Raw genomic sequence first — 24,370 nt, forward strand, 5'->3', positions numbered from 1 at the left:
GGTCGCCGTTCCTGCCGGACGGCTGTCGCCCGGCGGTACCGTCGCGCTCTGATCACGAGACGCTGTCGCCCCGACCCCCAGTTGTCGGTCTCCCGGATGGTTTGGCCTCGGCCAAAAGCATTGCCGAACCGGGTCGACCGGCTCGTAACTGGTGGGACGTTGCCGCGCGAGGCGCGGCGCCGCCGCCGGCGCCCGCGGTCGCGTCGGCGGCGATCTGTGAAGGAGGCTGCCCCATGCCGGTATCCAGACGCCTGACCTCGAAGGGTCCGGGGCGACGCCCGGGCCGGGCCGTAGCGGTGGCGCTCGCCGTGGTCCTCGCCGCCACGGCGTGCAGCGACAGCGGTGACGATCCCACCGATCCGGGTGGCGGTACGGTCCGAATCGGACTTGTCGAGCCGCAGCACCTGCTGCCGGCGAACACCACCGAGAGCGCCGGCGCCCAGGTGCTCGCCGCGCTCTTCACCCCACTGGTCGAGTTCGACGCCGACCGGCGGCCGGTGGAGGTGGCCGCCGAGTCGATCGAGTCGACCGACAACGTCCTCTGGACGGTACGCCTGAAGCAGGGCTTCACCTTCCACAACGGCGAGCCGGTGACCGCCGACAGTTACCTCAACGCCTGGCACCACGCGGCGTACGGGCCGAACGGCAACGGCGGCTCGTACTTCTTCGAGAAGATCGCCGGGTACGACGACCTGCAGTCACCCGACCCGGACGGCGACGGGCCGCAACGGGCACCCGAACCGAAGGCCCGGAAGCTGACCGGGCTTCGCAAGATCGACGACCACACCTTCACCATCACGCTCTCGGGTTCGTTCGCCGAGTTCAAGTCGGTGCTCGGCTACCATGTCTTCGCCCCGCTGCCGAACGCCGCCTGGGCCTCCGACGGGGTGCTGAAGGACGGCTTCGAGGAGGCGCTGATCGGCAACGGTCCGTTCCGGATGAAGGGCACCTGGCAGCACGACTCCCGGATCGAGGTGGAGCGGTACGAGGCGTACGCCGGGGCCAAGCCGAAGATCGGCGGGGTGGTGTTCCAGATCTACCAGCAGCTGCCCGCCGAGTACGCCGACCTGGTCGCCGGCAACCTCGACGTGGTACGACAGATCTCGACCGAGAACATCAGCAGCGCGCCGACCGATCTCGGCGACCGGTTCCGGCGCAGCCCGCTGTCGTCCTTCCAGTTCCTCGCCTTCCCGACGTTCCAGTCGGAGTTCGCCCGGCCCGAGGTGCGCAAGGCGATCTCGATGGCGATCGACCGCGACGAGATCGTCCGGACCATCTTCAAGGACACCCAGACGCCGGCCCGGTCCTTCGTCTCCCCGGCGGTGGCGGGCGCCCGGCCGGACACCTGTGGCGAGGCGTGCCAGTTCGATCCGGCCCGGGCGAAGGCGGCGTACCAGGCGGCGGGCGGTCCAGCACGCCTGCAGATCTCGTACAACGGCGACGGCGGCCACAAGGAGTGGATCGACGCGACCTGCAACCAGCTCCGCAACAACCTCGGGGTGGAGTGCCTCGGCACCGCCGAGCCGAGGTTCGCCGACCTGCTGACCAAACTGGAGGAGAAGACCCCGGTCGGGATGTTCCGGCTCGGCTGGTCGATGGACTATCCGTCGATGCAGAACTACCTCGGTCCGCTCTACACCACCAACGGGTCGTCGAACTACTACGGCTACAGCAACCCCGACTTCGACCGGCTGGTCGAGGAGGGCGTGGCCGCGCCGAACCAGACCGAGGCGATCACGAAGTACCAGCAGGCCGAGGAGATCCTCGTCCGGGACATGCCGGTGATCCCGCTGCGGTTCGGGCAGAACAACTACGGCCACTCCGCGCAGGTCCGCGACGTCGAGTTGGACCTGTTCGGCCAGGTCGACCTGCTGAAAATCGACATGACGGGGTAGTCGGGGCCGCGGCCCGTACGGCACAGGTCCGGGCGATGGCCGCTGACGGGAGCGTTGTCGTGCGTCGCCACCGGGTCCGGCCACCGGTGGCGGCGCCGCGTCACCGTCCTGTCCGGACGGTCTTTGCCTTCTCGTCAAGCTCGACTATCTATGCAATAGTGATCACGTCCGAGGAGAGCAACGGGGGCTTGACATGGACCGTCAGCGTGTGCTGCAAGCACGGCCGGATGTGCCGGAAACAGCTTCTCCAGAGACGGTGCCGGCCTCGGCCGCCCAACGGCGGATGGTCTTCTCCGAACGGTTGCACGGCGGCACCGGCACCTACCTCATACCGGTGGCCTGGCGGCTGGACGGCCCGTTGGACCTGGCGGGCCTGCGGTCCGCACTCGACCGTGCGGTGCACCGACACGACGCACTGCGGATGGCGTTACCCGACGACGGTCTGCACGTCGTGCTCCATCCGGCGAGACCGATCCCGCTGGTCGTCGAGGACATCAGCGGCCACGACGAGGCCGAGCGGCGACGCCTGGTCGACGACGCGCTGCTGCGCGAGGCGGAAACTCCGTTCGACCTGGCCAGGCCGCCCCTGGTTCGGGCCCGGGTCCTGCGGACCGGGCCGGAGGAGCACGTAATCGTGCTCACCGCGCACCATGCCATGGTGGACGGCCGCGGGCTGGAGGTCGTCCTCGCCGACCTCGGCGCCGAACAGACCCCGCGACCACTGACGCCGGCCCATGGCTTCGCCGGGCACCTGCGGTCGGCGCAGCAGCGCCCCGAGCCCGGCCGGGAGTTCTGGCGGGCCGAGTTGGCCGGCACCTCCGGGGTGCTGGCGGTGCCGGTCGACCACCCCCGGCCACGGGTGCTGCCGGACACCGGCGCCACGCTGCGGCGTACGGTGCCGATCGGGTTGCGCCGGGCGGTGGCCGAGCTGGCCCGCACGGAACGCGGCACGGTGCCGATGGTGTGGCTCGCGCTCTACGCCCTGCTGCTGGCCCGCTGGACCGGCACCGACGACCTGGTCGTCGGGATGCCCGCCGAGAACCGCCCGGAGGACGCCGAGGACCTGGTCGGCATGTTCGTCTCGGTGCTGCCGCTCAGGATCCGGGTGGATCGCGGGGCGACCGTCCGCGAGCTGGTGCGGAGCGTCCGGAACACCTGCATACAGGCATACGGCGAGCAGGACGTCCCGCTCGAGGCGATCATCGAGGATCTGGGGCTCTCCCGCGACCTGAGCCGCGCCCCGCTGGTGCAGGTGATGTACACCCACCGGGCGCCCCATCCGCGGCTCGACCTCCCCGGCATCGTCGCCGTGCCGCTCGAGGTGCCACGGCGGTACGCCAAGCTGGACCTGACCCTGGAAACCTGCGACACCGCCACCGGCACCGAACTGCTGCTGGAGTACGCCTCGGCGATCTTCGCGCCCGAGTCGGTACGACGGCTGCTGGACAGCCTCGTCACGCTGGCCCGTAACGCGACCCGTGACCCGGACGTGGCCGTGGGCGACCTGCCGGTTCTCTCGCCCGAGCAGGAGGAGATGATCGGCTCCTGGCAGGGCGACACCGTGCCGATGGCTGCGGAGACCCTCGCCCGGGCGGTCGCGGACCAGGCCGGAAGCCGTCCCGACACGGTCGCGCTCGTCGACGGCACCGGCACGAGCACCGCCGGCGAGGTGCTGGCGGCGGCCGGGGCGTTGGCGGCGCGACTCCGGGCGGCGGGCGCCGGGCCGGGCCAACGGGTGGCGGTCTGCCTGCGACGCGGTCGGCCGCTACCGGTGGCACTGCTCGCCGTGGCGGCCAGCGGGGCGGCCTACGTACCACTGGATCCGGACCACCCGCCGGCGCGTACCCGGCTCGTGCTCGACGACAGCGCACCGGTGGCCGTCGTCACCGAGCCGGGGCTGCGGGACCGGCTCGGTGCCGGGACGGTGCCGGTGTTCGAGGTGACCGGGGCCGACCTGCGGTCGTCGACGGCCTCGTTCCCCCCGTGCCCGGCCGGCCCGGACGACCCGGTGTACGCCATCTACACCTCGGGATCGACCGGCCGCCCGAAGGGTGCGCTCAACAGTCACCGGGCGGTACTGAACCGGCTGCGCTGGGGAGTCTCGGCTCTCGGCATCGGGCCGGACGACGTACTGCTGCAGAAGACCCCGTTCTCGTTCGACGTCTCCGTGCCGGAACTCTTCACCCCGCTGCTGACCGGCGCCCGGCTCGTACTGGCCGAACCGGGCGCGCACCGGGACCCGGCACGGCTGGCCGCGCTGATCGCCGGGCACGGCGTCACCATCGTCCACTTCGTACCCTCCATGCTCGCCCCGTTCCTGGACGAGCCGGCGTCGGCGGACCTGCCGTCGCTGCGACACGTGATCTGCAGCGGCGAGGCACTCCCGGCCGGTCTCGCCCGACGGGTCGTCGACCGGTACCCCGGGGTCAGGCTGTGGAACCTGTTCGGCCCCACCGAGACGGCCATCGAGGTGACCGCCCACCAGTACGACCCGGACCGCGACTCGACAACCGTGCCGATGGGACGCCCGGTCTGGAACACCGTGGCGCACGTGCTCGACGAGCGGATGCGCCCGGTTCCGGTGGGCGGGGTGGGCGAACTGTGCATCGGCGGCATGCAGGTGGGGATGGGTTACCTCAATCGACCCGAACTCACCGCGGAACGGTTTCCCGGACACGACGGCGGGCGGGTGTACCGCACCGGCGACCGCGTCCGGTGGCGCGCGGACGGATCGCTGGAGTACCTGGGCCGGCTCGACGACCAGGTCAAGATCCGCGGTCAGCGGGTCGAACCCGGTGAGGTGACGGCGGCACTGCTGCGCCAACCGGGCGTGGCCGACGCGGCCGTGGTGGCCCGGACTGACGGCGACGGCCCACCCAGGCTGGTCGGATACGTGGTCCCCACCCCGGACGCGGACTGTGTGCCGGCCTCGCTGCAGGCCGCGCTCGCCGCCGAACTGCCCCCCGGGCACGTTCCCTCGGCGCTGGTCACCCTGGACGCGCTGCCGTTGATGCCGAACGGCAAACTTGACCGGATGGCGCTGCCGGCCCCGGCGCCCGTGTTCGCCACGGGTGAGCCGGTCCCGCCGGCCCCCGGTGCCGAACGGACCCTCGCCGGCATCTGGGCCGACGTGCTGGGGCTGACCACTGTCGGCGCGACCGACAACTTCTTCCAACTGGGTGGGGACTCCATCCGGGCGCTGCAGGTGATCGGTCCGGCCCGGGCCGCCGGCCTGGGGCTGGACGTGCCACGCATGTTCAGCCACCCGACGGTACGCGGCCTCGCCGCGGTGGCGACCCGGCTGCGCCCGGCCGGGGCCGCCCCGGAATCGACGGCCGAGCCGACCGGCCCGGAAACCTTCGGGCTGCTGTGCGCCGGCGACCGGGCGAGGTTGCCGGACGGCCTCCAGGACGCCTACCCGGCGACCTACCTGCAGCGGGGCATGCTCTTCCACGGCTCGTACCGGCCGGGGGAATCCACATACCACGAGGTCTTCTCCGTCCGGGTCCGGCTGCCCTGGCAACCCGAGACGTTCGTGGCGGCGTCGCGGGACTGTCTCGCCACCCACCCGGTGCTGCGTACCTCCTTCGACCTGGCGACCTTCTCGGTGCCGATGCAGTTGGTCCACGCGGAGGTGACGGTGCCGGTCGAGCTGGCCGACCTGCGCGCACTGCCGGAGCCCGAGCGGGAGTCGTTCCTCGTCGAGCTGTTCGAGACGGAACGGCGTCGTCCCTTCGACTGGAGTCAGGCACCGCTGCTGCGGATACACCTGCACCGGTTACCGGACGAGCAGACCCAGCTCACCCTCAGCTTCCACCACGCCGTACTCGACGGCTGGAGCGCGTCGTCGCTGGTGGCGGAACTCGTGGACCGACACCTTGCGGCCTGTGACAACTCTCCCAGGGTGCTGCCCGACCCGGTCCAGCCGTTCCGCGACTACGTGGCCGCCGAACAGGCCGCCGCGGCCGATCCCGAGGCGGGGGCCTTCTGGGCGGACCTGCTGGCCGACACGACCGGCAGCCCGCTGCCCCGGTGGCGCCGGCCGTCGCCGGCCGGCGGTGAACGGGTGCGCCTGGTGCGGGTGGGCCTCGACCCGCAGGTGGCGGCGGGTCTCACCCGGGCCGCCGCCAGCATCGGGGTGCCGCTGAAGAGCGTGGTGGTGGAGGCACACGTCACGGCCGTCGCCCTGGCGACGGGCCGGACGGAGGTGGTGGTGGGGCTGGCGACCAACGGCCGCCCGGAGTCGCCCGGAGCCGAACGGACGCTGGGTCTGTTCCTCAACACCGTGCCGCTACCTCGTCGGCTGCGGCCGGGCACCTGGGCGGACCGGGTCCGCGCGACCTTCGACGCCGAACGCGCGATGCTGCCCCACCGGCGGCATCCGCTGGCGTTGATCCAGCGTGCCGGAGGCCGGCTGTTCGAGACGTTGCTCAACTTCAACGACTTCCACGTGTACGAGCAGGTCCGGGCCGCCGGCCGGTTCGACCCGGTGGGCACGCCGTCGGTCTACGGGGAAACCGACCTGACACTCGTGGTGCACCTGGTCCGGGAGTTCGACGGCACCCTCGCCCTGCACGTGGCGAGCAACCGGGCAGAACTCTGCGACGAGCAGGCCGACGCCCTGGTCGACCTTCACCTGACCGTGCTCGCCGCGATCGCGGCCGACCCGTTCGCGCCGGCGGGGCCGGGCGTGCTGCTCCCGGCGCCCGAACGGAACCGGATACTGGCCCGGGGACGCCGGGGTGGCCCACCGGTCGCCGGTCTGACCGTCAACGCGCTGGTGACGGCCAGGGCCACGGTCACACCGGAGGCGGTGGCGATCCGTTCCGGGCACCGGCTGATCCGGTACGCCGAGTTGCAGACAGCCGCGACGATGCTGGCGGCGCGGTTCGCCGCGGCCGGGGTACGCCCCGGCGACCGGGTCGGACTGCTGCTGGAGCGCTCGCCCGAGTTCGTGGTGGCGGCGTTGGCCGTGCTGCACAGCGGAGCGGCGTACGTGCCGCTCGACCCGGCCTTCCCGCCGGCCCGGCTGCGGTTCATGGTCCGCGACTCGGGCGCCTCCCTGGTAGTCACCACGACCGCGCTGCACGACCTGCTGGACGGCACGCCGACCGACCTCCTGCTGCCGTTCGACGCCGACACCCCGGACACACCGGTGTCACCCGTCATCCCGCAGACGCCGGCTCCAGACGTGCTGGGCGCCACGCCGGGGTCGACGACGACCTGCCCGGACGCTGTCCGGACCGGCCCCGACGACCTGGCCTACCTGATGTACACGTCGGGTTCGACGGGGACGCCGAAGGCCGTCCGGGTGCCACACCGGGCGATCGTCCGTCTGGTGCACGGCAGCGACTTCGCGCCGCTGCGCCCCGGGGACGTGGTGGCCCAACTGTCGAACACCGCTTTCGACGCCGCCACCTTCGAGATCTGGGGTGCCCTGGTCAACGGCGCCGAGCTGACCATCGTCGACCGGGAGACCCTGCTCGCCCCGGACGCCCTGGCCGACGCGCTGAAACGGCTCGGCGTCACCGCGATGTTCCTCACCACCGCCCTGTTCAACGAGACCGTACGGGTCCGGCCCGACGCCTTCGCCGGAGTCGGGACGGTCATCGTCGGCGGTGAGGCGCTCGACGCTCCGCTGGTCCGGACGGTGCTGGCCGGTGCGGCGCCGGGCCGGCTGCTCAACGGGTACGGCCCGACCGAGACCACCACGTTCGCGGCCTGGCACCACATCCGGCACCTCGATCCGGACGCGCCGTCGGTACCGATCGGCATCCCGATCGGCAACACCGACCTGTACGTCCTCGGCGACGGCCTCGACCCGGTGCCGGACGGCGCGGTGGGGGAACTCGTCGTCGGCGGCCCCGGCGTCGCCCTCGGGTACCACGAGCGGCCGGAGTTGGACGCCGAGCGTTTCGTCCCCGACCCGTGGCGGCCGGACGGGCTGCTCTACCGCACCGGTGACCTGGCCCGGTGGCGTCCGGACGGCACGTTGGAGTACCACGGCCGCCTCGACGACCAGGTGAAGATCCGGGGATTCCGGATCGAGCCGGGTGAGGCCGCGGCGGCGCTCTCGGCGCGCCCCGGGGTGGCGGCGGCCACGGTGCTGGTCCGCGAGGATCGACCGGGCGACCGGCGTCTGGTCGGCTACGTGGTCGCGGAACCGGGCGTGGACCCGGATCCGGTCGGGTTGCGGGAGGCGCTGCGGGAGACTCTTCCGCGCTACCTGGTGCCGGCCGCGATCGTGGTGCTGCCCGCCCTGCCGGTCACCGTCAACGGCAAGTTGGACCGTCGGGCGCTGCCCGCCCCACCGGCGGACTCCGGCGGTCCGGTGGTGGAGCCGCGCAACCCGGCGGAGGAGCGGGTCGCGGCGATCTGGGCGGAGACGCTCGGCGTCGAGCGGCTCGGCGTACACGACGACTTCTTCGATCTCGGCGGGCACTCGCTGCAGGTCGCCCGGGTGGTGGCCCGGATCGGCGCCGAGTGGGGGCTACGGCTGCCGATGTCGATCCTGGCCGAGCAGCCCACGGTGGCCACGCTGGCCGAGGAGCTGGTCCGACTCGCGGCGCGACGGGACGCGCAGCCCGACGTCCCCACCGTGCTCCGGCTGCAGTCGGGGCCGGAGTCCGGCGGCGGTGTGCCGGTGGTGCTGGTGCATCCGGTCGGCGGGACCTGTTTCCTGTACGGGGAACTGGCGAACGAGTTGGGCCGGGACCGACTGGTGCTGGGTCTGCAGGCACCGGGCGTGGAGGGCGAACGCGAGCCCTGCGACAGCATCGCCGCGTTGGCCGACTACCACGTGACCGCGCTGCTCGGACATCTGCCGGCCGGGCCGTTCGTGCTGGCCGGGTTGAGCATGGGCGGCAACATCGCCTACGAGATGGCCCGACTGCTCGCCGCCCGGGGCCGGCCGCCCGTGCTGGTCGCCCTGCTGGACAGCCCGGGCCCGGGGCAGGTGCCGAAACGCTTCGCCGACGACGCCGAACTCATGGCGGCCGCGTTCGCCGACGGAACGCCGGCCACCGCCGAGCTGCTGCGGACGATGCCACCCCGGCAACGACTGATCCACGTCCTGACGGCGGCCCGAGCCGCGGACCAGGTGCCGGCCGACTTCGACGTGTTGGACGTCGACACCGTCCTGGGGGTCTGGCGGGCCCACACCGCGGCGCTCTACGCCCACGTGCCGGGTCCGTACGACGGCGACGTGGTGTACTTCCGCGCCTCCGAGACCGTACCGCCCTATCCGCCGCACCCCGAGCTGCCGTGGCGGCGGCTGCTCGGCGACCGGATGCCGGTCGTGCCGGTGCCCGGAGACCATGTCGGCATGGTGACCGGCGATGGGGTCTCGGTGATCGTGAGCTGGTTCCGGCGCCACGTCGTCAGGTAGCGGACGGGCCCGGGCGGCAGGAGACCGGCCGGGCCCGTCTCCCGTAACGCCCTTACCCCGCGAGGTGATCACCATGTCCAACGGCGTGGAAACGGGAACGCCCGGCGCGGTCGTCGGGTGGGCCCGCGAGCAGAGCCCACCGGCGGTCGAGTTCGACGCGGGGTCCGACCTCGCCTTCGGCAACGCCTTCACACCCACCATGGTGTCGCTGCGCTGGACGGTGGAGCGCGGCTGGCACGACGGAACCGTCGGCCCACACCGCCCGATTCCCCTGCCGCCGAGCATGGTGGGCCTGCACTACGGCCAGGTGGTGTTCGAAGGGCTCAAGGCGTTCCGGACCCCGGACGGCGACGTGTCCGTGTTCCGGTTGACCGACCACGCCCGCCGGTTCGCCAGGTCGGCCGCCCGGCTCGCCATTCCGACCCTGCCGGAGGAACTGTTCGTCGCCGCGGTCGAGGAACTGGTCCGCGCCGACGCCGCCGCGCTGCCGAAACATCCCCGCCAGAGTCTCTACCTCCGGCCGATCGTGTTCGCCGACGATCCCTGCCTGGCGCTGCGGCCCGCCCGGTCGTACCGGTTCGTGCTGATCGCCTTCGTGACCGAGGAGTTCTTCGAGGGCAGCGAAGGCGTCTCGGTCTGGGCGTCCGACACGTACGTCCGCGCCGTCCCGGGTGGCGTCGGCGCCGCCAAGTTCGCCGGCAACTACGCCCCCGGTTACCTGGCCCAGGCGGAGGCCGCCGAGCACGGCTGTCAGCAGGTGCTCTGGCTCGACGCGGTCGAGCGACGCCGGGTCGAGGAGATGGGCGGCATGAACGTGTTCCTGGTCCAACACGGCCCGGCGGGAACCAGTCTGGTGACACCGCCGCTGAACGGGACCATCCTGGCCGGCGTCACCCGTGACTCGCTGCTGACCCTCGCCCGGAGGCTCGGGTTGCGCGGGGTCGAGCGGCCGATCGTGCTGGACGACTGGCGTACGTCGGCCGCCGAGGGTGTGACCCGGGAGGCGTTCGCGTGCGGAACCGCCGCGGTGCTGACACCGATCCGACAGGTGGTGACCAGGCAGGGCGCCTGGACGGCCGGCGCCGACCCGGATCATCCGGTCACCTCGATGCTGCGCCGTGCCCTCACCGGGATCCAACGCGGACCGGCCGACGACCCGTACGGCTGGCGGCACGTCATCAGGAGCGGTCAGGCGGGGACGGGGGTCGATCCACAGTGACTCGTCAACCAGATCGGTTGGCGGTGCCAACGGGGAGAGTGGTGCCGAATGTCGCATGCCGAACGGTGGTCGGACCGGGTCCGACGCTATTACCAACTCGTCGACGAGGGTGACGTGCCGGGGCTCCTGCAGCTCTTCTCGCCCGACGTCGTCTACGAACGGCCAGGGTACGAGCCCATCCGGGGTCGGGCGGCGTTGGAGGACTTCTACCGCGACGTCCGCGTCATCGTCTCCGGCCGACACAGTCTCCGGAGTCTGGTCTGCGCAGACGAGGAGGTGGCGGTGCAGGGCGACTTCGCGGGCGTCCTGCGGGACGGTGACAACGTCCGGCTCCGCTTCGCGGACTTCTTCCAGGTGACCGCGGACGGCCTGTTCAGCCGCCGGAACACCTATTTTTTCCAGCCTCTGGTGTAGCTCGGCCGGGCCCACCTGGTCGGCGGCCCGGGCGGACGATCCTCCCGTCGCCGGCCGCCCGACCGGGTGCGGCGCGGTCCCGGCCGGAGGGGTGCCGCGGCGCGGACCGCGGCCCCCCTTCGCCCGGGTGGCGGCCGGCCGACTCAGCCGACCACCCGCACCGGCATCGACGTGACACCGAGGATGAAGTTCGACCGTAGCCGTTGCACGGGACCCGCGAACTCGAACCGGATTCCCCGCCGCACCAGCGGCCGAAACACGCTTGCCAGTTCCACCATCCCGACCGGCGCCCCGACGCAGCGGTGGATGCCGCTGCCGAAGGTGAGGTGCCGGTTGGGCGAGCGGGCGATGTCGAACCGGTCCGCCCGGGGGAACTGCCGCTCGTCCCGGTTGGCGGAGACGTTCCACAGGGTCACGGAATCACCAGCCCTGATCCGCTTGCCGCCGAGTTCCACGTCGCGGGTCGCGACCCGTTGCACGTAGGCGTTCATCGACGTCCAGCGCAGGATCTCCTCCATGGCCGGACCCAGCAGTTCCGGCTCGGCCAGCAGCCGTGCGTACTGGTCGGGGTTCTCGATCAGGGCGCAGATCCCGGCGCAGGTGGTGTACGAAGACGTCTCGTTGCCGCCGACGGCGACGTTCATGCAGTTGTAGAGGATGTCCTCCTCAGACAGGCGCCGGCCGTTGATCTCGGCCCGGAGCAGCATGCTGACCAGGTCGTCGCCCGGGCGGGCCCGCCGTTCCCGGACCAGTTCGGCGAAGAACTCGAAGATCTCGCTCTGGATCCAGGCCAGTCTGATCCGCTCGTCGTCGTCGGTGGCCACCAGCGCGGGATCCCGGAAGCCGATCATCCGGCGGGTCAGTGATACCAGTTCGAGCGCGTCGGAGTGGCCGATGTCCACCATCGTCATCAGCGCGCCGGCGGGAAGCTCCGGGGCGACCTCCGTGGCCAGGTCACCGCCGCCCCGCGTGAGCAGGTTGTCGAGTGCCTTGTCCACCAACGTGGCGACCTGCTGCTGGATCCGGTCGGCCATGGCGGGAGAGAACGCGGGATGCATCTGCTGGCGAAGCAGTCGCTGCCGGGGCAGGTCGCTGGCGACCAGCATCTTCCCGGCAGCGCTGTCGGTGCCGCTGCGGAAGGAGCCGCCGAGGATGGCGCCGCACGACGAACTGAACGTCGTGTGGTCACGATAGGCGTTCAGTACGTCGTCGTACCGGGTAAGCGCCCAGAAGCCCCCGCCGCTCATGGGATGCCAGTACACCGGATCGTTCTCGCGCAGCCAGGCGAGGACCTGGTGGTGTTCGTTGCGGACAAAAACGTCGAGGTCGGTCAGGTCCACAGTTGTCGCGTCGGTCATCGAACGTCCTCGGTCCGCGCTTCTCCCGAGCTGACCGACTCCTGCCGTTTACGGCCCATCACCGCGGCGAGCGCACCGAGGACACTGTTGTCGAGCAGGTCGCGGAACTCGAGGTTGATGTTCAGGTCGCGGCGGATCTTCCGCTGTGCCCGGAACGCGAGCAACGAGTGGCCGCCGAGGTCGAAGAAGTCGTCGGAGGTGCCCACCCGGTCGGCACCGAGGAGGTCCTCCCACAGCGCGGCCAGGTACCGCTCGGTCTCGGTCTGTGGCGGGTCATACCGCTGCGCACGGAGCCGGTGCTCCTCGAGTAGTTCGCCGAGCCGGCGCCAGTCCCGCTTGCCGTGGTCGTTGGCGGGGATCTCCGGCAGGATCAGGAAGGAACTGGGCACCATGTAGTCGGGCAGCAGCTCTTCGGCGTAGGTCCGCAGTTCGCTCGGCTTGACTGTCTCCTCCAGCACCACGAACGCGACCAGGTGCTTGTCCTGCCCCTCCCCCGCCGCCGTCACGGCGATCTCGCGGACAAGCCGGTGCCGGGACAACATCTGCTCCACCTCACCGGGCTCCACCCGGTATCCCCTGATCTTGACCTGGTCGTCGACCCGGCCGACGAACTCGAGCAGCCCGTCCGTGCGCTCCCGCACCAGGTCACCGGTGGCGTACATCCGGGCTCCGGCGGCACCGAACGGGTCCGGGAGAAACCGCTCCGCGGTCAGCGCCGGGAGACCGTGGTAGCCGAGTGCCACCCCGGCCCCGCCGATGTGCAACTCACCGGGTTCTCCGGGCGGCACCGGCGCGAGGGCGGCGTCGAGGACGTACACCTGCGCACCGGCCAACGCGGTGCCGATCGGCACCGAGGTGACGACGTCGGCGGCAGAGACGACCTCGTAACCGGTGCACGCCGTGGTGCCCTCGGTCGGGCCGTACAGGTTGACGAACCGGCCCTGGAACGCGCTGCCCAGCACGTCACGGGCGGCCGCGGGGAGCAGGACGTCGCCGCCGGTGTGCAGCACCCGCAACGGAGCGAACGCGTCGCGGTCCTCCTTGATGACCTGGTTGACCGCCATTGTCGGGACGAGCATCGCGGTGACGCGGCGCCTGCGCAGTTCGCGCTGCAGGTCGGCGGCGATCAGGTCCGTGATGGCCGGGAGCACCACGATCTCCGCACCGTGGGCGAAGCTGCACCAGGTCTCGAAGTGGAAGGCGTCGAACGAGAGGCTGGAGATCTGTCCGGTGCGGTCCCCCGGACCGAGCGGTGGGAGCGACGCGTTACGTCCGAACCCGACCAGGCCGCGGTGCCCGAGGACGACGCCCTTCGGGGTACCCGAGGAGCCGGATGTGAAGAGCATGCACGCCGGGTCGTCCGCCCGCACCGGCCGGCCGGGCCGCCGACTGTCGGCCTGCTCCGCGCCGGGATCGGACGGACCGCTGCGCCACTGCCACACCTCGGTCGCGAGCGGGGACAGCCGGTCACCCCAGCCCGGCTCCGTCAGTGTCAGCCGGGCGCCGCTGGTGGTGATCATGAGATCGCGGCGCTGGTCCGGATAGCGGGCGTCCACGGCCACGTAGACCGCACCGGCCTTGAGTATGCCGAGCATCGCCACGAACACGTCGACGCCCCGCTCCAGGTAGATTGCCACCCGGTCCCCGGCCCGTACGCCACGGGCGACCAGCTCCCCGGCCAGCGTGTCGGAGCGGTCGGCAAGCTCACGGTAGGTGAGCGACCGCGTGTCGTCGGTCACCGCCGGCTGTGCGCCGTGCCTGTCGACGGTGTCCGCGAACATCCGGACCAGGGTCTCCGGATCGTCCTCGGCGTCTTCGGGCCGGGAGTCCTGATCCGGCCTCGACTCAAGTGCCCGGATCCGGGCGTCGTCGAGGCACTCGGTACGCGAACCGAGGAATCCGGTGTCGTACCAGCCGGGCGGTGGGGAACTGCCCGCCGCCCAGAGGCTGACCTGGTCACGATCGTTGCGGACCAGGCGGAACGTGGGTTGGATCGAATTTTCCATCGACCGAGGTCCTCCATTGTGCTGCCCGGTGTCGAGGGTGAGGCCCGCACATCCGCGGTGGCGGCGGACGTCGTGGCACCAGCCGGACCGGCACGGTCGATGACCTCCGCGGGCGTGGGCCGAACTGGCCGGCTCCGGCACTGAGTCGATCTTAGGCACAACGGACCGTCCACGATGTCCCCGAGATCGAATTCCGTCGCGTCAGCCCGGCATCCACGTCCTCGCCGCCGACCCGCACCGAACCACCGGCCGTACCGAGCGGCCCTACGGCCGGCAGGGTGTGGAGGGGTTGCCGCGATCAACAAACGGCGGCAGACTCGGATCCCGACCCCCGGTCGGAACGGCCTCGTGGCCGTCGATGCGCCCGTCTGTGTGCGGTGTGCGCACTGTTGGAGCTGAACACGGTGGAGACGGTGGGAACGACGGCCGAGGTCCGGGACCAGGACCCGACATCAGCGGAGCTGGCGGTGCTGGCCGGAGCCCCGGCCGCGTACCCGTTCGGGTCCGCCGTACACGAGGTCTTCCTGAGGATCGCGGCCCGGTACCCCGACAGACCGGCGCTGGTCACCGGGGACCGGAGCGTCAGCTACGCCGCGCTGGCCGAGGCCGGTCGGCAGGCCGCCGCCGGACTCGCCGCGGCAGGGGTGACGCGCGGCGACGTGGTACCGGTGCTGCTACCCCGTTCGCCGGACCTGGTCGCGGTCCTGCTCGGCGTACTGATGCGCGGCGCGGCGTACGCGGTGTTCGACGTCCGCTGGCCGGACGAGCGGTCCGCGGCCCTGGCGACGGTCGTCGACGCCCGCACCGTCGTCGCACGGCGGCCCTTCGGCGACATGCCCACCTGGATTCCGCCCTCCGACCTGTTCGCACGCGTCGGAGCCGACGTCCAGGTCGTCACCGTGCCCGGCGACGCCGCCTGCTGCGTCTTCTTCACCTCGGGATCAACCGGCACACCCAAAGCGGTTCTCTCGCCGCACCGGGCGACCACCCGGCTCTTCGCACCGGGGGCGATGAACGGCGAGTTCGGCCCCACCGCACGAATGCCGCAGTGGGCACCGCTGCCCTGGGACGGCCTCACCCTCGAACTGTGGTCGATGCTGCTCACCGGCGGCACCTCGGCACTCTGCGAAGATCGGTTACCCACCACCGGGGTGCTGCGGCAACTCGTCGGCGGCGGCGTCGACTCGCTGTGGCTCACCAGCTCCCTGTTCAACCTGATCGTGGACGAGGACGTCACCGCGTTCGCCGGTCTGCGTCGCCTGTGGACCGGCGGAGAGCGACTGTCGCCGACCCACGTGCGCCGCTTCCTCGGCGCGCACCCCGGCATCACGCTCGTCAACGGCTACGGACCGGCCGAGTCGTGCGTGTTCGTGACGACGCACGAGATCCACCGGGACGACTGCGACGACCCCGACGGGATACCGCTGGGCACGGCGGTCGCCGGGACCGTCGTCGTCATCCTCGACAGCGACCGGGTCTGCCGGGTCGACGAGGGCGGCGAGATCTGTGTGGCCGGCGACGGGCTGGCGATCGGTTACCTGGGCGACCGGGAACTCACCGACCGCCGGTTCGTCACGGTCGCGGTCGACGGTGTCGACCTGCGTCTGTACCGGACCGGCGACCGCGGCAAAATCGGCAGGGACGGCCTGCTGCGCTTCCTCGGACGAGAGGACCGCCAGGTCAAGGTCCGTGGCTTCCGGGTGGAACTCGGCGACGTGGAGACCCTGCTCCGCGCGGTCGACGGCGTCACGAGCGCGGTTGTCCTGCCGGACCGTGATCCCGCCGGCTCGTGTGTCGGCCTGACCGGTTACTACACCGCGGCCGCCGAGCAGACCCACGACCCGGACTCGGTACGGGCGGCCCTGCTCGCCCAGGTGCCCCGGTACCTCGTTCCCGACCGGCTGGTCGCGGTGCCGCACATCCCCGTCACGGCGAACGGCAAGGCCGACCACTCGGCGCTACGAAGCCTCGCCGGCGAGCGGACGGTCAACGAGGCCTCCGGGCCACCGTCGGACGAGACGCCGGATCCGGTACTCGCCGAGGTGGTGGCGGTGGTGTCCGCGGTCAGCGGAGTCCCCTGTACGGCCGCAACCCCGCTCGACAACGGAACGCTGACCTCGCTGCAGGCGATGCGGGTCTGCATCAGACTCAACGAGCGGCTCGGCGTGTCGGTCCCGCCGGAACGGGTGTTCGCGGCGTCCACCGTCCGGCAGCTCGCCGAACAGCTGGGCGACGGCGATCCGGACCGGGTCGTGCCCGGGCCCCCGGCGGCCGGCGAGGAGGTGCTGTTGGCCGACACCCAGGTCGGCTTCCTGGTGGAGCACGAGATGCGCCCGGACACCAAGGCCGGCCACTGCCTGATCGGCTGGCTGGTACGAGGGCCGTTCGAGACCCAGGTGTTCCGGGCCGCGATGGCTGACGTACAGGCACGACACGAAGCGCTCCGAGCCTGCTACGAGGCGGACCTCGAACCGTTCCTGACCCCCGTGGACGAGGTGCCGGTCGGCTTTCCCGAGCTGGGCACATTCACCGACCTCGCCGATGCCTGGGCCGCTGCCCGGGCGGATCTTCTGCGCCCGCTCGCCCTCGACACCGGCGAGGTGTGGCGGGGCAACCACGCACGCTTCGGCGACCAGCATCTCGTCTCGCTGGTGATCCACCACGTCGCCTACGACGGTTGGTCGGAGTCCGTGCTCGCCGACGACCTCTCCACCGCCTACACCGACCGCCTGGCGGGGCGGGTACCCGCCTTTCGCACGTCCGCGCCACGGCTGGCCGAGGCGATCGCCGCACGACAGGCGGAGGCCACCCGTAAGGCCTCCTCGTCGGTCACCCGGGACTACTGGGCCCGGCTGCTCCGTGACCTCCCCGAGCACCGGGCGCTCAAGGGGGCGGCCGAACTCGGCTCGCTCGCCGTGGCCGTACGCTCCTGCCGGTTGTCGGCCGAGACACTCGACGGTGTGGACCGGCTGGCCCGCGAACTCGGCATCACCCGGTTCCCGGTGCTCGTCGCCGGGTTCGCCGCGGCGCTCGCCGACGCGCTCGGGCAGGAGGACTTCGGCATCGGGGTGCCGGTCTCGGTACGACGACACGCCACCCAGGCCAACGTCGTCACGTGTCTCGTCGACACCGTCTGCCTGCGTCTGGGCGCACCACCGGCCGGGTCGGTACGGGAGTCCGCGTTGCGGGCACACCAGCAGATGACGGCCGGCCGGGGTGCGTACGCCCTTCCCTTCCCGGAGGTCGTCAGGGCGGTCAACCCGCCGCGTCAGCGCGGCCGGAACCCGCTGTTCAGGACGATGTTCGTGCTCCAGGACAACACCACACCGGTGCTCGCCCTGCCCGCGGCGGAGGTACACCTGCACCGTCCGGCCGTGCCGGAGCCGATGAGCGAGTTGCTTGTCGAGGTGTGGCCCGACGAGACGGGCGCCCGGCTGGACGCCACCTTCTACCCGGAGGCGCTGTCGGCGGACTCGGTGCTCACCACCTTCGCGGCGTACGAACGGATCCTGGCCCGGATCCGGCCTCCGGAGCCGACCGCGACGTAACGACGTCGACGGCGAGTGTCCACACCGGCGGGCCGCACCGCTGGCACAGCTCGTTCGAATCGAGCTGCCCGGCGCCGCGCGGTATCCGGACCTGAACGCCGCGTCGTTGGTGAACCGCCTGCTCAGCACCGCGACACCGCTGGCCGACAGAGAGGCGTCCGGGATGCGCGCCCTTCGTCGCTGTCGCCGCCGCCCCCCGCTCAGCCGCCCGGTCCGGTCGGCTGACCCTGCGGGCCCTTCGGCGTGAGCTGTTCCTCGGCCGCGGTCTCGTCGAACAAGAACGCCTCACCGGAGCGGACCACGGTGCCCTCCGGCTCGTCGGCGAGCCGCAGTCGCTCGTGCCGGATCGCCCCCCTCGACCATCACCACCGCACCCCTGGACGCCGCGTGGTCGTGGTAGCCGGTGTCGTGCACGTCCGCCATCCAGGAGATCGCCCAGACGCCGAGGTGGTCGCTGGTGTGCACGTCGACGTACGTCCGCTCGCGGCTGGTCCGACGCAGGTCGTCCGTCCAGAGTTCGGGGCGACCCGCCACGGCGCCTTGCCGCAAACCTCGGTGGTCCCCTGAACCTGGCGACTGGTCCGGTCGGGAGTCCGCCGATCCAGGCAGGGGGTCGGCCGATCCAGGCATGGGTCGACCCGCCCCGGTCAGGGCTTCGGCCTGGCCGGTCAGAGGGTTGGCCGGCTGGTCAGGGCTTTGGCTGGTCGGCGTCCAGCGGCCGGTGTCGGGCGAGGGCTCCGGAGAGCCGTGGCAGGTCGCGGTTCGGGTCCCGGGTCAGCCGGGGCAGGTCGTCGATGACCAGCGCGCCGACTTCCGGGTGCCACAGCCACGCGTACGCCGGATCCTCGGCGAGCCGGGACCCGGGTGCGGGTACGGCGACCAGCGCCGGCGGCAGGCCGGGCCGGAGCGGTACAAGATCGATCCGGACGACCTCCGACCACGGCAGGTGATACAGGTGTTCCCGGTCCGGCTGGTATCCGATGCCGTCCGGGTCGACCCACAGCCGGGGGTACGGACGCACGGACCGCAGCAGCAGGGCGACCCCACCGGTGCCGAGGGCCAGCCCGAGCCCGCCGGCGATCCCGGCGACGCCACGCAGGGTTCTCTGGTCCTCCTGGTCGAGTCCGAAGAGGAGGCTGAGCGCGAGGTACCCGGCAGCCATGAACATCCCGGCCGCCCCGAGCGCGGTCAGCGGCGTACCGGCCACGGCGCTGCCGGGTCGAATCCGGACGAACCCGGAGCCGCTCCGGGGACGCCAGCGCAGCGCGGGTCGGAGCAGGAGCGCGATGGCCGTTCCGCCGAGGAGTCCGCCGACCACGCCGGTCAGGGTGCTGAGGGTGCACGGCGCGGTCACGATCGCCGCCAGCACAATGAAGGTGATCCAGAGCGCCCGGGGTACGGGTTGCGGCTCGACGGCCGGGAACGCCTGGCTGTGCGGGGGAACATTGGTCGGCGGCTGGGCCGGCCATCCGGGAGGTACCGGACTCTGCGGGACCGGACCGGGCGGCATCGCGCCGACCGGCAGCGGGGCGGCCTGCGCCCCGCTGACCGGCACCGCGCTGACCGGGTTCATGCCGACCGGCGGGCCGACGACCTGGTGCGTGCCGACCGGCGGGCCGACGACCGGCGGCATTCCGACCGGCGGGCCGACGACCGGCGGGCCGTTCACCGGCGAGGGTGACACGGCCGCCGCCGGAGCTGGCGACACCGGCCGGACCGCGTGCAGGGCGCCCTCGGCGACCACGATCTCCGGCTGCTCCAGCACGGTCGGCGCCACCCCGGTCACCTGGTGCAGGGTCGTGGCGGCGAGCGGCACCCGCGACGCACCGCCGACCAGGAACACCCCGGCCAGGTTGTCGGCGTCGACACCGGCCCGGGCCATCACCTGCCCGGTCAGCGTGGCGGCCCGTTCCAGGTACGGGCGGGCGAGCGCCTCGAACTCCTCCCGGCTGACCGAGACCTCCCGGTCGACCACGGGCACGTACAGCCCGGCGTGGCTCTGCCGGGAGAGCATCTCCTTGGCGGTCCGGGCGTCCTCCCAGAAGGCCAGGAAGTGCCGACGGTCGGCCGGGTCGGTCGGCGCGGTGACCCGCTGCCACGCCTCCGGATGTCCGGGCCGGACGGCGGCGGCGACCCGCTCGACGACCAGCGCGTCGAGGTCCAGCCCGCCGAGGTCGGCAAGGCCGTCCACCTCACACACCTCAAAACCGTCGCCGGTACGGCGTACCACGCTGACGTCGAAGGTGCCGGCCCCGAGGTCGTAGACGACGAGCAGGTTTCCCGGCCGGACCGCGTGTCCGAGCACGGCGGTGAAGTAGCCGGCCGCCGCGACCGGCTCAGGCACCAGGGTCGGGGCGGGCAGTCCCGCCCGGACGGTCGCCTCGGTCAACACGTTCCGGCGTACCGCGCCCCATCCGGCGGGATAGCACACCACGACGTCGTCCGGCAGGTCGCCACCGGCCCGGACCGCCTCCTCGGCGATCCGGCGCAGCGTGGCGGCGACCGCGTCGCCGACCGGTACCCCACGGTCGGCGAGCAGCAGAGTGCCGTCGTCGATCCGCCGTTTCGGGTGCGGCTCGAACCGGGTCGGGTCGAGCCGGGCACTGTGCAACGCGTCCCGGCCGGGAAGCAGCTCGCCGTCCCCGGTCAGGAACACCGCCGACGGCAGCAGCGGCGACCCGTCGAAGAGCAGCGGCCGGTTACGGCCGTCCGGCCAGCGAAGCACCGCGACGGTGTTCGAGGAGCCGTAGTCGATTCCCAGTCGGTTGCCGGCCACTGCGGCAGTGTACGCACCACACGTACCACGCTCACCGGGTCGCCCGTCCCGGGCAGTCAGCAGGCGAAGACGACCCGGCGGAGCAGGAAGTCGGCGGTCAGCCGGGACACCTGCTCCGGCTGCTCGTCGAGCGCGAAGTGGCCCGCGTCGAGCAGGTGGATTTCGGCCTCCGGCGCGTCCCGGCGGTACGCCTCGGCCTCCTCGGTCTGGAACGAGGTGTCGTACCGTCCCCAGAGGACCAGCAACGGCGGCCGGTGCCGGCGCAGCCACTCCTGCCACCGTGGATAGCTCGCGACGTTGTTCCGATAGTCGTGGAAGAGGTCGAGCTGGATGTCGGCGATGCCGGGGCGGTGCAGGAACGCCAGCTCGTCGTCCCAGAGGTCCGGGTCGTACGCCTCGGGTCTGGGACTGGTGCCGACGTGCCGTTGCCGGGTGGCCGCCGGGGAGAGGAAGTTCTCCCGCAGTTCGGCCTCGTGCGCGGCCCGGTCCGCCCAGAAGGCCCGGCGGACCGCCCAGTTCGGGCCGAGCCCGACCTCGTGTGCGACCGCGTTCTGCACGACCAGCGCGGCGAGCCGCTCGGGGTGTGCGACCGCCAGCCGCATACCGATCGGCCCACCGTAGTCCTGGACGAAGAGGCTGTACGTCGACAGTCCGAGGATCTCGCTGAACCTGCCGACGACCTCGGCGAGATGGTCGAAGGTGTACGCGAAGTCGCGCGGGCTCGGCGCGTCGCTGTGCCCGAAGCCCGGATAGTCCGGGGCAACGAGGTGGAACCGGTCGGCGAGCCGGTGCAGCAGCGGTTCGAACATCCGGGACGAGGACGGGAAACCGTGCAGGAGCAGCAGCGTCGGTGCCTCCGGGGACCCGGCCTCCCGGTAGAAGATCGAGATACCGTCGACGTCGGCCAACCGGTAGGTCGTACCGCTCATGTCACCGTCCTCCCGGCGGCTTCCCCGCCCGCCGCCCGCTCGCGCCGGGACACCCGAGCCGGTGTCTACCCGTTGGCCGGCCGGACACACCCGCCGTCCGGGCGGGTTAGCCTGTTCCGGTGCCAGAGCCTGAACCGACGTACCGGCGCCGGTCCGCCCGGGTGCTGGTCCTCGACCGAGCCGGACACGTCCTGCTGCTGCGCTGCCGATTCGGCGACGGCGATCCCGGACCGGACGCCGCGCACTGCTGGCTGACGCCGGGCGGTGGGGTCGACGAGGGTGAGACGTTGGCCGAGGCCGCCGCCCGGGAACTGCACGAGGAGGTCGGCCTGCGGGTCGAACCGGGTGCGCTCGGCGACCCGGTCGCCTACACCACCGGGTACGCGAGGATGAGCTGGGCCGAAGGGATCTTCCGGGACGACTTCTTCCGGTACCGGGTCGACTCGCACCTGGTGGACACCGACCGGATGGAGGCGCTGGAACGCGGCTACCACGCCGGTCACCACTGGTGGAGCGTGGCGGAACTCGCCACCACCGACGAGGTCGTCTATCCACTCGAACTCGCCCCGCTGCTGGTCGAACTCTGCGCCGGACGGATCCCCGCCCAGCCCGTACGGCTGCCCTGGCACCACTGAGTGGAGATGGGAGTGAACGGCCGGCAGAGGGCCCAGGTCGACGTGCATCTGATCCTGCGCCGTGACAACAGGATCCTGCTCGGCGAGCGGGCCAACACCGGCTGGGCCGACGGCTGCTGGCACCTGCCGTCCGGGCACGGCGAGGCCGGCGAGTCACCCACGACGACGCTCGTCCGCGAAGCGGCCGAGGAGATCGGGATCCGCGTCAAGCCGTCGGAGGCCCGCTTCGTCCACCTGCTCCACCACCGGACCGACTCGCCGCGGATGGCACTTTTCTTCGAGGTCGTCCGCTGGGAGAACGAACCCGTCAACCGCGAGCCGGACAAGTGCACGGGATGGTTCTGGTTCCCGGTCGACGACCTGCCCACGCCGATGGTCCCGTACGGCCGGCAGGCGCTCGATCACTACCTCGCCGGCGAGCCGTACGCGGAACACGGCTGGCCGGACACTGAGCGGCGGCTGAATCCCGTCGCGCCGGCCGAGGTCGACGGGCAGCATGAGCACATGGCGCCGATCACCGTACGTCCGCTGGCCCCGGCCGACGTCGACGTGCTTCCTCCGGCGTTCGCCGAGGTGAACTGGCCCGGCAAGACCGCCGACCAGTATCGCCGCTACCTCGCCGAACAGGAGGCCGGCACCCGCTCGGTGCTGGTCGCGTCGGTGGACGACACCTTCGCCGGGTACCTGACCGTGGCCTGGCAGAGCGGTTACCGCCCGTTCCGGCTGGCCGGCATACCGGAGATCCAGGACCTGAACGTGCTGCCCCGGTTCCGCCGGCGCCGGGTCGCCTGGACCCTGATGGACCGGGCCGAGGAGCTGATCGCGGAGCGGAGTACCACCGCCGGGATCGGCGTCGGGCTGTACGTCAACTACTCCGCCGCCCACCTGATGTACCTGCGACGCGGTTACCTGCCGGACGGCCGGGGCGTGACGTACCGGGGCAGCGTCGTCCTGCCCGGAACCTCCGTTCGCGTCGACGACGATCTCGTACTCATGCTGGTCCGCCGCCTGGGTTAGACGGCGCCTGCGTTCGCCATGCCGCACGCGTCCGGCCGGACGCGGCGGTGGCCTGCCGGTCCCGCTCAGTCCGGCGACGCGGCGATCCGTACCCGCTGGCTGTCGCCGTCGGTGAGGAGCGACGCCAGGGCCTGCCCCTGCTCTGCCATGTCGTCGCGCTCGGTCCGGGAGAACGGCCGCAGCGGGGTGACGGTCACCGTGTCGGCCTCGACGGTCCAGGTCGCGGAGACCCGGCCGTCGACCAGGACCACCCGGGCACCGGCTACCGACAGGTAGCGGTCGGCGTCGTCGATGATCCGGGTCCGGTCGTGGTAGCCGAGGATCGAGTTGTCGAAGGCCGGCAGGAACCGTACCGGGGCGGGGGTGTCGGGGTCGGGGCGCGGCGCATCGGGCAGGTCCAGCAGCTCGCGGCCCCGCTCGTCGCGGAAGCTGACCAGTTCGTCGCGGATCGCGGCCACCACCGCCGGCAGTCCGGCGAGACCGGACCAGGCGCGCAGGTCGGCCACGGAGGCGGGGCCGAACGCGGCCAGGTAGCGCCGCGCCAGTGCCGCGCCGACCGGGTCGGCGCCGTCCGGGGCCGCCGGGTCGATCTCCCGCCCGAGCCACGAGGAGAGCATCCGGTACTTCGCGCCGCCCTTCGTCCGCCACAGCCCGCGCGGCGGGAGTTGCGCCACCGGGACGAGGGCGGCGAGCAGCAGCTCGCCCAGGGGCCGGGGTCCGGGTGCCGGCCAGCGTTCGGCCAGCTCCCGGGCGAGTTCTCCCATCGAACGGGGCTGGTGGTCGGCCAGCACCGCCCGGCCGGCCGCGGCGAGTTCGTCGAGGTCGACCCCGGCGAGCTCCTGGCGGTAGGTGCCGAGTACCCGCTGGCGCAGCATGCCGTCGTGGCGGGCCCGCCAGGCCAGGGCGTCGTCGGCGGTGACGAGGTGGACGGTACGTCGCATCAGGTGCAGCCGTACCACGCTCCGCCGGGTCAGCAGGTCGGAGAGCACCCGCGGGTCGAAGCCGCGCAACCGCGACCAGAGTCCGACGTACGGTTCCTGGGGTTCCTGCGCCTGCAGGCCGCACAGGTGCGCGACGGCGTCGAGGACGGGCAGGTCGGCGGGGTCGAGCAGGAACTGTCGGGCGAGGGTGGCGCGGTTGAGCGCCCGGTTGTCGAGCACGGTTGTCGTCGGCACCCGACAACTCT

General features: G+C 72.1%; 13 protein-coding genes. 7 read left to right on the plus strand and 6 right to left on the minus strand.

The window, feature by feature from the left end; translation table 11 throughout:
- Positions 1 to 233 precede the first annotated feature (233 nt).
- From ABGB21_RS19355 to ABGB21_RS19370, 4 genes are all read left to right on the plus strand, one after another.
- Positions 234 to 1,895 carry an ABC transporter substrate-binding protein gene (locus ABGB21_RS19355; protein ID WP_347678840.1) on the plus strand — a complete coding sequence of 554 codons (1,662 nt, stop codon included), beginning with the start codon at positions 234 to 236 and terminating at the stop codon, positions 1,893 to 1,895.
- A gap of 256 nt (positions 1,896 to 2,151) precedes the next feature.
- Positions 2,152 to 9,282: an amino acid adenylation domain-containing protein gene (locus ABGB21_RS19360; protein WP_347678842.1), complete on the plus strand. Its 7,131-nt coding sequence runs from the start codon at positions 2,152 to 2,154 to the stop codon at positions 9,280 to 9,282.
- A 73-nt stretch (positions 9,283 to 9,355) separates the two neighbouring features.
- Complete coding sequence (locus ABGB21_RS19365) at positions 9,356 to 10,501, plus strand: branched-chain amino acid aminotransferase (RefSeq protein ID WP_347652349.1); 1,146 nt, start codon at positions 9,356 to 9,358, stop codon at positions 10,499 to 10,501.
- A 48-nt stretch (positions 10,502 to 10,549) separates the two neighbouring features.
- Complete coding sequence (locus tag ABGB21_RS19370; protein WP_347652350.1) at positions 10,550 to 10,915, plus strand: nuclear transport factor 2 family protein; 366 nt, start codon at positions 10,550 to 10,552, stop codon at positions 10,913 to 10,915.
- 143 nt (positions 10,916 to 11,058) lie between these two features.
- Here the strand turns inward: ABGB21_RS19370 and ABGB21_RS19375 are convergent, their stop codons facing one another.
- On the minus strand, positions 11,059 to 12,273 hold the full coding sequence (locus tag ABGB21_RS19375; RefSeq protein ID WP_347678844.1) for a cytochrome P450: 1,215 nt from the start codon (positions 12,271 to 12,273) through the stop codon (positions 11,059 to 11,061).
- Positions 12,270 to 14,279 (minus strand): amino acid adenylation domain-containing protein, encoded by a 2,010-nt coding sequence (locus ABGB21_RS19380; protein ID WP_347678846.1) that lies wholly within the window; start codon positions 14,277 to 14,279, stop codon positions 12,270 to 12,272. The genes ABGB21_RS19375 and ABGB21_RS19380 overlap by 4 nt, the downstream gene beginning before the upstream one ends.
- A 413-nt stretch (positions 14,280 to 14,692) precedes the next feature.
- Between ABGB21_RS19380 and ABGB21_RS19385 the strand changes: the two genes are divergently transcribed.
- Positions 14,693 to 17,827, plus strand: coding sequence for an AMP-binding protein (locus ABGB21_RS19385; protein ID WP_347678848.1), 3,135 nt, complete (start codon positions 14,693 to 14,695; stop codon positions 17,825 to 17,827).
- A 285-nt stretch (positions 17,828 to 18,112) separates the two neighbouring features.
- On the opposite strand, the gene ABGB21_RS19390 is transcribed toward ABGB21_RS19385, so the two are convergent.
- The 3 genes from ABGB21_RS19390 to ABGB21_RS19400 form a co-directional block, all read right to left on the minus strand.
- Positions 18,113 to 18,376, minus strand: a complete 264-nt coding sequence (locus ABGB21_RS19390) for a hypothetical protein (protein WP_347678850.1) — start codon at positions 18,374 to 18,376, stop codon at positions 18,113 to 18,115.
- A 139-nt stretch (positions 18,377 to 18,515) separates the two neighbouring features.
- On the minus strand, positions 18,516 to 20,603 hold the full coding sequence (locus tag ABGB21_RS19395; RefSeq protein ID WP_347678852.1) for an Hsp70 family protein: 2,088 nt from the start codon (positions 20,601 to 20,603) through the stop codon (positions 18,516 to 18,518).
- Positions 20,604 to 20,659: 56 nt separating this feature from the next.
- Positions 20,660 to 21,532, minus strand: a complete 873-nt coding sequence (locus ABGB21_RS19400; RefSeq protein WP_347652355.1) for an alpha/beta hydrolase — start codon at positions 21,530 to 21,532, stop codon at positions 20,660 to 20,662.
- Positions 21,533 to 21,651: 119 nt separating this feature from the next.
- Here ABGB21_RS19400 and ABGB21_RS19405 point away from each other — a divergent pair, with 119 nt between their 5' ends.
- Positions 21,652 to 22,167, plus strand: coding sequence for an NUDIX domain-containing protein (locus tag ABGB21_RS19405; RefSeq protein ID WP_347652356.1), 516 nt, complete (start codon positions 21,652 to 21,654; stop codon positions 22,165 to 22,167).
- 12 nt (positions 22,168 to 22,179) lie between these two features.
- A complete protein-coding gene (locus tag ABGB21_RS19410; protein ID WP_347678854.1) occupies positions 22,180 to 23,184 on the plus strand; it encodes a GNAT family N-acetyltransferase in 1,005 nt (334 codons plus the stop codon).
- A 65-nt stretch (positions 23,185 to 23,249) separates the two neighbouring features.
- On the opposite strand, the gene ABGB21_RS19415 is transcribed toward ABGB21_RS19410, so the two are convergent.
- Complete coding sequence (locus ABGB21_RS19415; RefSeq protein WP_347652358.1) at positions 23,250 to 24,359, minus strand: winged helix DNA-binding domain-containing protein; 1,110 nt, start codon at positions 24,357 to 24,359, stop codon at positions 23,250 to 23,252.
- Between the last annotated feature and the right edge of the window lie 11 nt (positions 24,360 to 24,370).

Origin of the sequence: Plantactinospora sp. B24E8 (assembly GCF_039871735.1) — a bacterium.
Taxonomy (GTDB): Bacteria; Actinomycetota; Actinomycetes; order Mycobacteriales; family Micromonosporaceae; genus Plantactinospora.

Excerpts from the sequence above, each read along its gene's own strand:
- ABGB21_RS19355 (WP_347678840.1), top strand. The coding sequence starts at position 234 with ATGCCGGTATCCAGACGCCTGACCTCGAAGGGTCCGGGGCGACGCCCG.
- ABGB21_RS19365 (WP_347652349.1), top strand. The coding sequence starts at position 9,356 with ATGTCCAACGGCGTGGAAACGGGAACGCCCGGCGCGGTCGTCGGGTGG.
- ABGB21_RS19370 (WP_347652350.1), top strand. The coding sequence starts at position 10,550 with ATGTCGCATGCCGAACGGTGGTCGGACCGGGTCCGACGCTATTACCAA.
- ABGB21_RS19375 (WP_347678844.1), bottom strand. The coding sequence starts at position 12,273 with ATGACCGACGCGACAACTGTGGACCTGACCGACCTCGACGTTTTTGTC.
- ABGB21_RS19380 (WP_347678846.1), bottom strand. The coding sequence starts at position 14,279 with ATGGAAAATTCGATCCAACCCACGTTCCGCCTGGTCCGCAACGATCGT.
- ABGB21_RS19400 (WP_347652355.1), bottom strand. The coding sequence starts at position 21,532 with ATGAGCGGTACGACCTACCGGTTGGCCGACGTCGACGGTATCTCGATC.